At 66.4% G+C, this 13,310-nt stretch carries 12 protein-coding genes; all 12 read left to right on the forward strand.

Going from position 1 to position 13,310, the window contains the following annotated elements:
- Positions 1-288: 288 nt before the first annotated feature.
- The 12 genes from HY699_09865 (at position 289) to HY699_09920 (ending at position 13,156) form a co-directional block, all read left to right on the forward strand.
- A complete protein-coding gene (locus tag HY699_09865; protein ID MBI4516104.1) occupies positions 289-1,107 on the forward strand; it encodes a tetratricopeptide repeat protein in 819 nt (272 codons plus the stop codon).
- Entirely contained in the window at positions 1,094-2,320 is a 1,227-nt protein-coding gene (locus tag HY699_09870) for an S-layer homology domain-containing protein (protein ID MBI4516105.1), read from the forward strand. Before HY699_09865 ends, HY699_09870 begins: the two co-directional genes overlap by 14 nt.
- A gap of 22 nt (positions 2,321-2,342) precedes the next feature.
- Positions 2,343-3,215, forward strand: a complete 873-nt coding sequence (locus tag HY699_09875) for a hypothetical protein (protein ID MBI4516106.1) — start codon at positions 2,343-2,345, stop codon at positions 3,213-3,215.
- Positions 3,216-3,222: 7 nt separating this feature from the next.
- The gene (locus HY699_09880; protein MBI4516107.1) at positions 3,223-4,335 is read left to right on the forward strand and encodes a flagellar assembly protein T N-terminal domain-containing protein; all 1,113 of its coding nucleotides are present in this window, start codon (positions 3,223-3,225) and stop codon (positions 4,333-4,335) included.
- 151 nt (positions 4,336-4,486) lie between these two features.
- Positions 4,487-6,052: a SpoIID/LytB domain-containing protein gene (locus HY699_09885; protein MBI4516108.1), complete on the forward strand. Its 1,566-nt coding sequence runs from the start codon at positions 4,487-4,489 to the stop codon at positions 6,050-6,052.
- A gap of 191 nt (positions 6,053-6,243) precedes the next feature.
- Positions 6,244-7,419 (forward strand): acyl-CoA dehydrogenase family protein, encoded by a 1,176-nt coding sequence (locus tag HY699_09890; protein ID MBI4516109.1) that lies wholly within the window; start codon positions 6,244-6,246, stop codon positions 7,417-7,419.
- A gap of 24 nt (positions 7,420-7,443) precedes the next feature.
- Entirely contained in the window at positions 7,444-8,424 is a 981-nt protein-coding gene (locus tag HY699_09895) for a MaoC family dehydratase N-terminal domain-containing protein (GenBank protein MBI4516110.1), read from the forward strand.
- A gap of 8 nt (positions 8,425-8,432) precedes the next feature.
- Complete coding sequence (locus HY699_09900; protein MBI4516111.1) at positions 8,433-9,554, forward strand: acyl-CoA/acyl-ACP dehydrogenase; 1,122 nt, start codon at positions 8,433-8,435, stop codon at positions 9,552-9,554.
- 13 nt (positions 9,555-9,567) lie between these two features.
- Complete coding sequence (locus tag HY699_09905; protein ID MBI4516112.1) at positions 9,568-9,999, forward strand: MaoC family dehydratase; 432 nt, start codon at positions 9,568-9,570, stop codon at positions 9,997-9,999.
- Positions 10,000-10,002: 3 nt separating this feature from the next.
- Entirely contained in the window at positions 10,003-11,172 is a 1,170-nt protein-coding gene (locus tag HY699_09910) for a lipid-transfer protein (GenBank protein ID MBI4516113.1), read from the forward strand.
- Positions 11,173-11,214: 42 nt separating this feature from the next.
- A complete protein-coding gene (locus tag HY699_09915; protein MBI4516114.1) occupies positions 11,215-12,390 on the forward strand; it encodes a steroid 3-ketoacyl-CoA thiolase in 1,176 nt (391 codons plus the stop codon).
- Positions 12,391-12,466: 76 nt separating this feature from the next.
- Positions 12,467-13,156: a TetR/AcrR family transcriptional regulator gene (locus HY699_09920; GenBank protein ID MBI4516115.1), complete on the forward strand. Its 690-nt coding sequence runs from the start codon at positions 12,467-12,469 to the stop codon at positions 13,154-13,156.
- Positions 13,157-13,310: the final 154 nt, after the last annotated feature.

The following is a 13,310-nucleotide window of genomic DNA, read 5'->3' on the forward strand; positions in this document are numbered from 1 at the left end:
CCTTTCGGCCATGGGCCTCCCCTCGGCCTGACAGTACACAGTACTGTCAGACTGGTGAGGATTTGCCCGGTCGGCTGCACGTTACCCACAGATTTGTCGCACACCCTTACCCTGGGAGCAACTCCGTTCCGCTTGACGCTACACGCAGCTCTAGGTTATTTGCGGCCAGTCTGGGGATTGGCCGCAGGTGAGAGACACGCTGGTAGGCTGTGGGCGCAGATGCCCTGCCACGACCCGTGCATGCGTTGAAACGGGTTCGGGCTGATGCGGCGCAGGTAGGCGGGTAAGATGATTCGCCGATTAACATACACCGTACTCACCGTCGGCTTGGTAGGCCTGTGCGGACTGTTCGCGCTGCGCCTACTCGGCGAAGGAACGTCGTCGCTGCCGGCCGCGTCCGCGCCGGAGGGTATACGCGGCTCGTGCGAAGACGGCCTGGGCCAGGCGCGTGAGCTGACCAAGAACGGCGGCGCTGAGCGCTCCTATCAAGCCTATCTCTGGCTCATCGGCCAGTGCGCCGATTCGCCCGTCCTGCCCGATATCCTGCTCGAGGCAGGCTCGCTCTTCGGCCACTTACTGGAACAGCCGGGGCAAGCACGCCGGGTGTACGAGGAATTCCTGCTGCGGTTTCCCACCCATCCGCAGGCGGACGATGCGATCTTCCACCTGGCGCGGCTCGAGATCGACGCCGGCGATTACACCCAGGCGGTGTCGCACTTGACCACGCTGGCGCAGCACTATCCCGGCAGTGAGCACCAAGAGAGCGCCAAATTCTTGGCCACTAAGGCGGCTGAAATGCTGGCGGCTGACCGCCGCCGCCTGCACACGCTCCCCGGACAGCTAGCGGCACTCATCCCTAACAACCTGCTCTCCCTGCTGGCGGTGGTGGCGGCGCTGGGCCCATCGATCATTCAGGCCGCCAGTAAGGCCCAGGCGAACGGCGGCGAGGGTCAAAAGCGGCGGCGTTGGATGATGCCGGTGGTCATCATTGTATTGACCCTGCTCAATTACGCGATCAACAACATCGAATCGCGCCAGCGCAACGCTGCCCTAATGGAAAAGCTCGATCGCCTGGTGACAGGAGTCAAGAGCCATGACCAGCGCTAGCCGCCAGAGCGTCGCCACCGGCCGGTGGCGGCTCCACGCCCTGACTGCACTTGCCTTGATCGCGCTCAGTGGCTGCCGGCCTCACGTCTCCGATTGTGTCGCCCCGGCTGACGATTCGGCGCGATTGTACCTCGACGCGATGGACAGTTTGGAACGTTCGGAGTTGGACGCGGTCGAGCGCAGTCTCGATCGCCTGCTACACTGCCAGCCGGATTTTCACGCCGCTGTGTCAGCCCGGGCGCTGGCGCTGGCCCTGCGCGCTCGAGCAGCCGGCGACCCGAGCCAGCGCGCTGCCTATCAGCAGCGTGCCCGCGCCGAGCTGGCCGCCGGTGAAGCCCGCGTGCGCAATGCAACCGAACGGTTCCTGCACGGCGTTACCGCAATCCGCACGCTCACAGTGCTGCAAGACTCGCAGTGGCTGGCAAGTGCCAGCGAGGCCTACGAGGCCACGCGCGCGCTTTCCCCGGAGGAGCCGAGCCTGCTCTACTACCGCGAGCGCGAGGCGCTCCCCTACTTCATGGCCGAGGCCCTGGCAGCCGCCGGTGAGTACGAGAAAGCTCGCGCCTTGTATGCCGAAGTGTTCGCACGGCACGGGGTCGGGCGCTGGAACGGACAAGCGGAAGCGGCGTGGCGGCGCACGGATAAGATCGTGCGCGCCACCGGCGGCATCACGCCGCACGGCCTCGGCCGCAAGATCGCCGCGCAGCCCTCGCTCAGCCGAGCGCAGTTGGCCGCGGTGCTGGTCGAGGAGCTGGAGCTGGGCAAGATCCTCGACGAACGCGTTGGTACAGCGCGTGGCACTCGGCGCGCTGCGCCGGCCGACGTGCGCGAGCATCCCTATCGGGACCAGATCGTCACCGTGCTGGGGTGGGAGGTGCGCGGGATCGAATTGGTTTACGACGCCGCAGCCCAGGCTTACCTGTTTCAACCCGAGGCGGCGGTGCGGCGCAAGGAGCTGGCGATCGTGCTCGAAGATCTTCTCATTCGCATCACCGGCGACCAGAGCATCGCCCGGGCGTTTGTCGGCCAAGAGCAGCCCCTGTTCAGCGATGTGCAACCGACCGCAGCCTGGTACAACGCCTGCGCGACCGCGGTCTCCCGCGGTTTGTTGGAAGGTGACCTGCGCGGGGCTTTTCGGCCCGACGACGAGGTTGAGGGCGCCGATGCGCTGCTGGCGTTGCGCGCGCTCGGCCAGAAGATAACCCGCAAGTGACGGGTGAAGAAGGGGGTACACGATGAAGACGCGATTGCTGTCGATTCTCGCGCTGGCTCTGTCGGCGGTGGCCGTGCGCGCGGTTTCCGAAGGTCCGCCTGTTCCCAAGGAGGTACGGGAAGTGGCGCAGGTGTTCACCGAACGCATGATGGTGGTGAAGGGTGAAGGTGCGGCGCCGTCGGATCGGCCGTTGGGGGGCGGGCAAAAGCGGCTGCTGGCACAACGCGCCGCCAAGGTGGTGGCGCTGCGCGAATTAGCGGAAACGCTGGCCGGCGTACGCGTTGCCGGCGACACCAGCGTCCAAGATGCCGCCGCCCGTAGTGATCAGATTCGCACGGCGGTGGATGGCATGGTGAAGGGGGCCGAGACGGTTTACGAAGGTTACGACGAGCGCGCTGAGATCGCCACGGTCTACCTGCGGCTCAATCTCGACGGCCCGAACGGAGTGACCGGAAACCTGCTTCCCAAGATCGTCGAGCAACGAGCGGTCGAGGTGCCGGCGGCCCCGGTCTACGCGCCGCCGGTTCCGGCAGCACCCGCGCCGCCGGCTGCGGTCGAGGTGGCCGACGGGTTGATCATCGACGCGACCGGTAAGAATTTCCGCCCGGCGCTGATCAATCGCATCGTGGCGAGCAACGGCTCGGTGCTATTCGAGCCCAGCAAGATCGCCCCCGAGGTCCTGGCCAAAAGGGGTTGCGGCGATTACACCAGCGATCTCGGCAAGGCCAAAGCGATCCTGGCCAATCATGGGGCCAAGAACCCGATCGTAGTGGTGGCCACGGGGGTGGTGCGCTCGACCGACGCGCAGGTCTCCGAGTCCGATGCCGCCGCCATCTTCACCAACAACGGCAAGAGCAACTTCCTGGAATCCGCCAAGGTCGTCTTCGTCCTGTAGGTGACCCGTGCTGCTCGCCCGCTGCATCCCGACCGCGGCTGCGCTGCTGGCGCTGGCAGCGGCGGCGTGGGCCGGAACCACGGTGGAAGCCACCGGTGAGGCGGCGATCGTACAAGACGACGTGCCCTCGGCCCGCCTCGAAGCCATCGCTCGGGCCCGCTGGCAGGCGGTCGAGAAAGTAGTGGGGGTCGAAATCAAGTCGTCGAGCTTCGTCAACAACTTCGTTCTGCTCGACGACGCGGTGATCAAGCGCGCCAACGGCGTGATTACGCAGTCGCAGCTGCTCTCCGAGGCGCGCAGCGGTGAGCTCTACAACGTGCGCTTGCGCGCCACGGTCGAGCCCGCCCCGGCGCGCTCGGCCCTTTCCGCCATCGCCCGCAACCGCGCCATCGCCGTGTTCCTCCCGACGCGCTTTCCCGACGCCAGCCTGCGCGACAGCCATGCGCTGGCCGAAGCCATCATCAGCCGGCTGACGCGCGACGGTTACGAGGTGGTCGATCTCGCCGACCGCAAGGCGGGCATTAGCCACAAGGAGCTGGAGGCAGCGATACAGCGCGACGACTACGCCAGCATGCGCTCGGTGCTCTATCGCTTCCTGACCAACGTGCTGCTGGTGGGCACGGTGGAGTTCGTCCACACCGGCAAGCGCGGCGACGACAGCGGCTTCGGCCGTTTGGCCTTCGAGATCGTAACCGCGCACGTTACCTACCGCGTCGTCGGCGGTGACGACGCCGGGCTGCGAAAGATTCTGGCCAGCGGCCACGAGACCGACAAAGGCGGCGGCTCCAGTGTTACCCAGGCCACGCAGCGAGCGATGGAGGAACTGGCAAAGTCGGCGAGCGTGAAGATTACCGACGAGATCCGCCGCAACGTGCGCGGCAGTGGCCGCGTGCGGGTGGCGGTAGAGGGGGTGACCTCGCTCGGCAGCGACCAGGCGGTGCGCGAAACCTTGCAGGCGATTGCCTGGGTGGGTGGCGTCGAGGGTGTGCGCCTGGGCGAATACCTCGTCGAGTACCCCGAGCGCCCGCTGTATCTGGCGGCCAGCCTGGATCACAAGCCAGGATTCCGCGTCACTGATTTTACCCCGTCATCGGTCAGCGCCCGCTATCAGGCGCCTTGAGGGAGAAGTGGCGCGCCCAGACCCGCAGCCAGAGGAGCCCGGCGCCGCAGGTTGGGCCGGTGCGCCAGCGCTGGCCACGCACCGAGCGCGAAGCGCGGCGCAGGGGCGAAAAGCCGGCCGGGGCCGCGCCGGTGGGGTTGCCGGCGGCCCATTGCCGGTTGTGCTTGTCCTGCGGCTGGCATTGTTGGCGGCGATGCTGGTAGCGGGCGCGGCGCGCGCCGGTGCGCAGAGCTTCAGCTCGACCTTCGTGGCCCGCTGGAACTTGAGTCACGGGAAGTACTTGGTCGATATCGGGCAGTACCTCGAGGCGATGGAGGCTTTTGACACCGCGATCGAGATGGCCAGTGCGGTCGAAGTTCGCACCGAGGCCTGGCTGCAGAAGGCCGCCGTGCTATCGCTCTTCCTCGATGCTCCGGAAGACGCCATTCGCCTTTACGATGAGCTGGTGGCGCAATATCCGAGTAGCAGTGATGCCGAGGCGGCCCTGTTTCGCGCTGCCATGGTGCTGTTCGACCGCGGCCAGTACCAACGTGCCGCCCAGTACTTCGAGCGCTACCTCAAGCGCTATCCGCAAGGCCAATCGCGCGCCAGCGCCGAGTTCTTGTTGCAGCAAAGCCGCACCAAGGTGGCGGTAACGCCGCCGCCGGCAGTGGCGCCGCCGTCGATCACCGAGGTGCGGGTGCGTGTATTGAAAGGGCACAGCAACGTGCGGATCGACTCGGACGGCGGGCTGGTGCTGACGCCGCCGACCGCCGGTAGTCCGGCCGGCCGGGTCGTCGATCTCTCGGTGCGCAGCGGGCTCGTGAGCGTCGGCGGCCGGGCCGGTGTGCAGGAAGTCACCATCAGTGGTTCAGACCCCAGCAAGCCGCTCGCCGTTCGCGCCGGCCGCACCACCCGCCACTACCACGGCCGCCTGAGCGTGCGCTGCGCCGGCAACGTGCTGCTGCTCGTCAACCACGCGGGGATCGAGGAGTACTTGTACGGCGTCGTCACCAAGGAATCGGGGGCGTCGTGGCCGGCGGAGGCGTTGAAGGCACAGGCCATCGCCTCGCGCAGCTACGCCCTCTATCAGGCGCAGCACCGCCGGGAGCGCGACTACGACATGGTGGACGACGAGGGCTCCCAGGTCTACGGCGGAGTCGAGGGCGAAACCAAGGCCAGTAGGCGCGCCGTTGACGATACCCGCGCCCAGGCGCTGGCTCACGGGGGGCGGCCGATCTACGCCATGTTCACCGCCAACGCCGGCTGGCATACCGGTGATCCCAAGATCATTTTCAATCAGCCGTTGCCGTATCTGGTTGCGACGCCGGACCCCTACAGCCCGGAAGAGCAACTGGGGCGGTGGACGCGCCGGCATAGCGCCGCCGAGGTCCGCCGCGCCCTTGCCGAAGTGCTGCGCGAGCCGCTGGGGGAGATCCGTGACATCCGGCCGGTCCTGACCTGCCCGTCCGGGCGTATCGTTCGAGTCGCGATCGTGGACGATCGCGGCGCCCACGAGATGCGCACCCGCCCGACCCTCGGCCGGGCTTTGAACCTGCCCGACATCCTGCTCAACGTGCGGCGCGAAGGCGATCACTTCGTCTTTGCCGGCGGCGGCTTCGGCCACGGCGTCGGCTTGTCGCAATGGGGCGCCAAGAACATGGCCGACAAGGGTTTCAGCGCCAAGGACATTCTTGCCTTCTATTACCGCGGGGCCGAGATCCGGACCTTCGAGTAGCGCCATACTGGAGCCGTCGCTCGGTTCCGAAGGGCTGTGGGCCGGTAGCCACGGGCGCCGCCGCACCACGGCTTCGCCTCAATGCCAGCATTGACCCGAATCATGTTTCTTGCCAGTGTGGGTCATCGGCAAACAAACGTTCGTTTGGATATTGCAACTACGGGTTATGATTCGGATCAAGGGAGGGCAATGTGTACGTTGACTTAGCCCCTCAGCAACGGGCGTTGCAGGCCGAGTTGCGGCAGTACTTCACCAGCATTCTCACCCCCGAGCTACAAACCGAACTTCACGGCAGCGAGGGTGGTGGACCGCTCTACAAGCAGGCGATCAAGAAGATGGGCGCCGATGGCTGGCTCGGCATCGGTTGGCCCAAGGAGTACGGCGGCCAGGGCCGGTCGCCGATCGAGCAGTTCATTTTCTTCGACGAAGGCGAGCGCGCGGGTATTCCGATTCCGTTCCTCACCCTCAACACCGTCGGCCCGACCATCATGAAGTTCGGCACTGACGCGCAGAAGCAGCAATTCCTCCCTGCCATCCTGCGCGGTGAAGTGTACTTTGCGATCGGCTACTCCGAGCCGAGCGCCGGCACCGACCTGGCGGCGCTGCGCACGCGCGCGGTGCGCGACGGCGACGACTACGTCATCAACGGCAACAAGGTGTTCACCAGCCTGGCCGATTACGCCGATTACATCTGGCTGGCGGCGCGCACCGACCCCAACGCGCCCAAGCACAAGGGCATTTCGATCTTCCTGGTGCCGGCTTCCGCGCCCGGGGTGAAGATAACGCCAATCTGGACGGTGAGCGGCTTGAAGACCAACGCGACCTACTACGAGGACGTGCGTGTGCCGGCCTCCAGTTTAGTCGGTGCTGAGAACCTGGGCTGGCGCCTGATCACCAATCAGCTCAACTTCGAGCGCATCGCGCTGACGACGCCCGGCCCGCTGGAACGGCTGCTCAATGACGTACGCCGCTGGACCCAGGCCACGAAGCTGCCCGACGGCCGCCGCGTCATCGACCAAGAGTGGGTGCAGGTGAACCTCGCCCGGGTGCGCGCCAAGCTGGAGTTCCTGCGCCTGATGAACTGGAAGGTGGCCTGGGCGCTGACGCAGCGGGCGGTGAATCCGGCCGATTCCTCGGCCGTGAAGGTCTTTGCCACCGAGTTCTTTATCGAGGCCTACCGGCGCTTGAGCGAAGTGATCGGACAACGCGCCACGCTGAGAGGTGACTCGGCCGACGCAGTGCTGCGCGGCCGCATCGAGTACTTGTCGCGCGCGGCGACCATCCTGACCTTCGGCGGCGGCACCAACGAGATCCAGCGCGACCTGATTGCCATGTTGGGCCTCGGCATGCCGAGTGCGACCCGATGAGCGACGACAAAGCGAGGACACACCGTGAGTGAGACTGAAACCGCGAAGCCCTCAACCGACAAGGCGGCCTTGCTGCAGCGGCTGCGTACCTACGTCGGCCGTGAGGCCGGCCCGGCGTTTACGGCGCGTGATCCGGTGAATCAGCCGATGATCCGCCACTGGTGCGACGCCGTCGGCGACACCAACCCGGTGTACACTGACCCCGAGTTTGCCGCACGCTCGATCCACAAGGGTATCGTCGCGCCGCCGACGATGATGCAGGCGTGGACCATGCGCGGCCTGATGCCGCCGCCGAAGGAACCCGACACGCTGAATCAACTGCTCGGCATCCTTGCCGAAGCGAGCTTCACCTCGGTGGTCGCTACCAACTGCGAGCAGGAATATGTGCGCTACGTGCGCCCCGGCGACCTGCTCACGGCAACCACGATCATCGAGGAGGTGTCCGAAGAGAAGCAAACCGCGCTCGGTGCCGGCCACTTCGTCTCGATTCCGACCACGTTCCGCGATCAGCAGGGCGAGGTTGTCGGAAAGATGCAGTTCCGGATTCTATTGTTCCGCCCGGCCCAAGCCGCCGCGGCGCCCGCAGCCGAAGGCGGCGCGCCGGCCAAACCCCGCCGGCCACGGCCGGTCATCTGCCCGGACAACGCCTTCTTCTGGGACGGCGTCAAGCGTAAGGAGCTGCTCATCCAGCGCTGCACCGGCTGCGGCGCGCTACGCCATCCGCCGCGGCCGATGTGCCCGTCGTGCCAGTCGCTGGCGTGGGACGCCGTCAAGGCCAGCGGCCGCGGCACGGTGTACAGCTTTGTGGTGATTCATCACCCACCGTTCCCACCGTTCGACTACCCTCACGTAGTGGCGGTCGTAGACTTGGCAGAGGGCACGCGCCTGGTGGCGAACCTGATCGGCATCGATCCCAAAGCCGTCACCATCGGCATGCCGGTGCAGGTCGACTTCGTGGCGGTCGATGAAGAGCTGACCCTGCCGCAATTCCGGCCGGCAGCCTGAGGCAGCCCATGGATTTTTCGTTCACTGAAGACCAGAACGCCTTGCGTGATCTCGCGCGCAAGATCCTGGAAGATCACGTCACTCACGACCGCCTCAAGCAAGTCGAGGCGCAGCCGGATTGGTTCGATCGCGCTGTCTGGGGTGAGCTGGCGAAGGCCAATCTCCTTGGTGTCTCGTTGCCGGAAGATGCCGGCGGCAGCGGTCTCGGCCTGATCGAGCTTTGCGTCCTGCTCGCCGAAGTGGGCCGCGTGGTCGCGGCGATTCCTGCGCTGCCGGCGCTGGTATTGGGTGCGCTGCCGATTGCCGAGTTCGGCACCGCCGAGCAGCGGCAGCGCTACCTGCCGGGCGTGGCCAACGGCACCAGCCTGCTGACCGCGGCGTTGATCGAGGTCGATAACGAAGAGCCGGCACGGCCGCTGGTGACGGCGAAGCGCGACGGTGCTAACTGGCGGCTCGACGGCATCAAGACTTGCGTGCCGGCGGCCCACTTGGCCGAGCGCCTCCTCGTGCCGGCCCGGACCGGCGAGCGCACCGCCGGCATGTTTCTGGTCGACCCGCGGGCTGCGGGCGTCGAGCTGACCCGGCAGCAGGCCACCAATCACGAGCCGCAATGCCGCATGACCCTCTCAGGCGCGCTCGTCACCGGTGGTGATGTGCTGGGCGATCCGACCGGCGGCGCCGCGATCGCCGACTGGACGGTCGCGCGCGCGCTGCTCGGGTTGTGCGCGCTACAGGCGGGCGTGACCGAGCGTGCGGTGCAGATGACCGCCGACTACACCAAGACGCGCGAGCAGTTCGGCCGGCCGATCGGCTCGTTTCAGGCCGTCGCCCACCGGGCGGCTGACATGTACATCGACGCCGAGGCTATCAGACTGACGATGTGGCAAGCGGCCTGGCGCTTGGCGGCGGGGCTCCCCGCCGCGGAGGAATTGGCGATCGCCAAGTTCTGGGCGGCAGAGGCGGGCCACCGCGTCGTCTACGCCGCGCAGCATCTCCATGGCGGCATCGGCGTCGACATCGATTATCCCATCCACCGTTACCTGCTGTGGGCGAAGGCGATCGAGCTCACGCTCGGCGGCGCCACGGCGCAGCTGCTGCGCCTGGGCGCCGCGATGGCGCAGGCGGCCTGAGCACGGAGTACCTATGACAGCACCTCGACTGACAACTTTACGCTTCAACCAGGTGAAGGTGGGCGACAAGCTGCCGGAGCTGAGCGTCGAACTGACCCCGACGGTTATCGTCGCGACGGCGATCGCTTCGCGCGATTACCAGGACGTCCACCACGACTACCACATGGCGCGCAAGCGCGGCGTGCCGGAAATCTTCATGAACATCCTCAGCACCAACGGCTTCGTCGGCCGCTTCATCACCGATTGGGCCGGACCGGAAGCGATCTTGAAAAAGGTCGGCATCAAGCTCGGCGCCCCGAATTTCGCCGGCGACACGATGAAGATGAGCGGCAGCGTCACCGCCAAGCACGACGCAGAGAAGGTGGTCGAGGTGGAGGTCGTGGGCAAGAACAGTTACGGAAACCACGTCACCGGCACGGTCCGCGTGATGCTGCCGGAGGCGTAAGCCATGCGCACGATCAAGGATCAAGCCGCCATCGTCGGCATCGGCGCTACCGACTTCTCGAAGAACTCCGGCCGCTCGGACCTGCGGCTGGCAGCCGAATGCGTCAAGGCCGCCCTCGACGACTGCGGGCTCAAGCCCAGCGAGGTCGACGGCATGACCACTTTCTCGCTCGACTTCAGCGACGAGATCGAAGTCGCGCGCAGCGTCGGCATCGGCAACCTCAAGCTGTTCAGCCGCGTGCCCCACGGCGGCGGCGCGGCTACCTCGCTGATGCACCAGGCGGCGATGGCAATCGCCACCGGCATTTGCGACGTGGTGGTCTGCTACCGCGCGCTCAACGGGCGCTCGGGCCAGCGCTATAGCGAAGGCGTCGCCGGCGGGGTTGCCACCTCGGACCTGATCCACTGGGGCTGGTACATGCCCTACGGCCTGTTCACGCCTGCCAGTTGGGTAGCGATGTTCACTCAGCGTTACAATCATCAGTACGGCCTGAGCAGCGAGGACCTCGGCCGGGTGGCGGTGTCGACGCGCACTTACGCCGTCAACAACCCGGCAGCGTTCTTCTACGGCAAGCCGCTGACGTTGGCGGAGCACCAGGCGTCGCGCTGGATCGTCGAGCCGCTACACCTGTTCGACTGCTGCCAGGAAACCGACGGCGGCTGTGCCGTGGTGATCACCACCCCCGAGCGGGCGCGAGACTTGAAGCAGCCGCCGGCCATCATCCGCGGCGTGTCGCAGGGCGCCGGCCCGGATCAGGAGGTGATGACCAGCTTCTACCGGCCCGACATTGCCGCCCTGCCCGAGATGGATCTGGTCGCCGAGCAGGTGTACGCGCAGTCCGGACTCGGCGCGAAGGACATCGACGCGGCGGTCATTTACGACGCCTTCAGCCCAATCGTGCTGTGGCAGCTGGAGTCGTTCGGCTTCTGCAAAGTCGGCGAGGCCAAGGACTTCGTCAAGGACGGCAACCTCGACATCGCCGGCCGGCTCCCCAGCAACACTCACGGCGGCCAGTTGAGCGAAGCGTACATCCACGGGGTGAACGGCGTGAACGAAGGCGTGCGGCTGATCCGCGGCACTTCGGTCAACCAGCCGAAGAAGCAGGTCGAGCACGTGCTGGTGACCTCTGGCGTTGGGGTGCCGACCAGTGCGATGATTCTCGGCAAGGCGTAGGCGGGCGCCGTCGTGCGCCGTCGACAAACTGGAGGAACGAACATGGCTGATGCAGTAATCGTCGAGGCGGTCCGCACGCCCATTGGCAAACGCAACGGCTGGCTCGCCGGCATGCACGCGGCCGAGCTGCTCGGGGTGGCGCTGGTCGAACTGATCAAGCGCGCCGGCATCGAGCCCGGCGCGGTCGAGCAGGTCGTCGGCGGCTGCGTCACGCAAGCCGGCGAGCAGTCGTGCAACGTCACGCGCAACGCCTGGCTCAGCAAGGGGCTGCCGTATCACGTGGCGGCGACAACCGTGGACTGCCAATGCGGCTCGGCACAGCAAGCCAACCACATGGTCTCGTCGATGGTGGCCACCGGCGCGATCGACATCGGCATTGCGTGTGGGGTCGAGGCGATGAGCCGCGTGCCGCTCGGTTCCGCCGTGATCAACGGCCCCGGCTACTTCCAGCCGCCCGAGTGGCCGTGGGACGGGCCGTTCACCCAGTTCGATGCCGCCCATCGTATCGCGCTCAACCGCGGGATCACGCGCGAGGAGGTCGACCAACTCGGACTCGCTTCGCAGCAGAAGGCGCTGCGCGCTTGGGCCGAAGGCCGCTTCGATCGCGAGGTGATTCCGGTCGATGCGCCGGTGGTCGAGGGCGATGAGCGCACGCCGACCGGCGAGCGTATGATCGTGAAGAAGGATCAAGGTCCGCGGGAAACCAACATGGCAACGCTGGCGAGCCTGAAGGTGGCCGGGGGTGTCGAAAACGGCATCCATACCGCCGGCAACACCTCGCAGATTTCCGACGGCGCGGCGGCCGTGTTGTGGATGTCGGCCGCCAAGGCCAAGAGCCTCGGCCTCAAGCCGCGGGCGCGGCTGCGCGCACACGCACTGGTCGGTTCCGACCCGTATTACCTGCTCGATGGCCCCGTCAACGCCACTCCCGTGGTGCTCAAGAAGGCGGGCATGACGCTGAAGGACATCGACCTGGTCGAGATCAACGAAGCTTTCGCGGCGGTCGTGCTGTCGTGGGCGCAGGTGCTCAAGCCCGACATGGACAAAGTCAACGTCAACGGCGGAGCCATTGCCCTCGGCCACCCGGTGGGTTCGACCGGCAGCCGCCTGATTACCACGGCCCTGCACGAGTTGGAGCGATCGAACAAGAGCACCGCATTGATCACCATGTGCTGCGGCGGCTCGCTCGGCACCGGGGCGGTGCTCGAGCGCATCTGAGGGTACGCCACCGCCGTCAGCTTGCCGACTGCCTTTTGTCATGTCGGCACAAACGCTTGTTTGGAATGCTTGGGCCATGCGATCCGGCCGCCGCTTGAGCGCGAACCCAGAGACTAGCTCTACGCGCGATTTGATTTTCGGTGCTGCGGAGCGGCTCTTTGCCGAGCACGGCTTTGCCGCGGTGACCATGCGCGAGATCGCGGCGGCGGCGGGCCTGAAGAACCAAGCCAGCCTTTATCACCACTTCCGAGACAAGCGGGCGCTGTACGAAGCCGTACTCGCGCGCGGCTTGAACCCGATCATAGCCCTGGTGATCGAGAGTGGTCGGGCCGGGGCGCGGGCGGCCGCCGACAGCGGCCGCAACCGCCTGGGCGCTTTCGAGACGGTCACGGATCGTTTGCTCGACTATCTGGCCGAGCACCCGCACTTGCCACGCCTGATCCAGCGTGCCGGCATCGACGACAGCCGCTACCTGCACAACGCCATGACGGAGTTGCTGCTACCGCTGTACTCGGAAGGTCTCAGCGTGCTGGAGGGAATTGCCGGTCCGTGGCAAGTCAGCGATCTGCCGCACGTGGCCATCGGGATTTACCACCTCATCTTCGGTTACTTCGCCGATGCGGCGCTGCTCGAATTCCTACTGCAGGCGGATCCGCGCAGCCCGGCGGCGGTGGCGCGCCAGCGCCGCTTCGTCAAGGCCGCCGTCGCTCAGCTCATCGGTGTGGCGACGGAGCGAGGCAGCGAAGTGCGCGCGCACGCCTCGTAAAGCAATATTAGCTGAGCAGTCATAGCCTAAGGAGGAGCCGAACATGCAATGTAAGAAAGTGACTGCCACCCGCGATCGGTTGCTCGACCCGCTGGCGGCGGAGTGGAACGACATTCCCGGCGAGACGCTGAAGCTCGACGCCACGCCGTTGGCC

Source organism: Deltaproteobacteria bacterium (assembly GCA_016210005.1).
In the GTDB taxonomy this organism is placed as follows: Bacteria; Desulfobacterota; Binatia; order HRBIN30; family JACQVA1; genus JACQVA1.

Excerpts from the sequence above, each read along its gene's own strand:
- HY699_09900 (MBI4516111.1), top strand. The coding sequence starts at position 8,433 with ATGGATTTTTCGTTCACTGAAGACCAGAACGCCTTGCGTGATCTCGCG.
- HY699_09875 (MBI4516106.1), top strand. The coding sequence starts at position 2,343 with ATGAAGACGCGATTGCTGTCGATTCTCGCGCTGGCTCTGTCGGCGGTG.
- HY699_09910 (MBI4516113.1), top strand. The coding sequence starts at position 10,003 with ATGCGCACGATCAAGGATCAAGCCGCCATCGTCGGCATCGGCGCTACC.
- HY699_09905 (MBI4516112.1), top strand. The coding sequence starts at position 9,568 with ATGACAGCACCTCGACTGACAACTTTACGCTTCAACCAGGTGAAGGTG.
- HY699_09870 (MBI4516105.1), top strand. The coding sequence starts at position 1,094 with ATGACCAGCGCTAGCCGCCAGAGCGTCGCCACCGGCCGGTGGCGGCTC.
- HY699_09865 (MBI4516104.1), top strand. The coding sequence starts at position 289 with ATGATTCGCCGATTAACATACACCGTACTCACCGTCGGCTTGGTAGGC.
- HY699_09920 (MBI4516115.1), top strand. The coding sequence starts at position 12,467 with ATGCGATCCGGCCGCCGCTTGAGCGCGAACCCAGAGACTAGCTCTACG.
- HY699_09915 (MBI4516114.1), top strand. The coding sequence starts at position 11,215 with ATGGCTGATGCAGTAATCGTCGAGGCGGTCCGCACGCCCATTGGCAAA.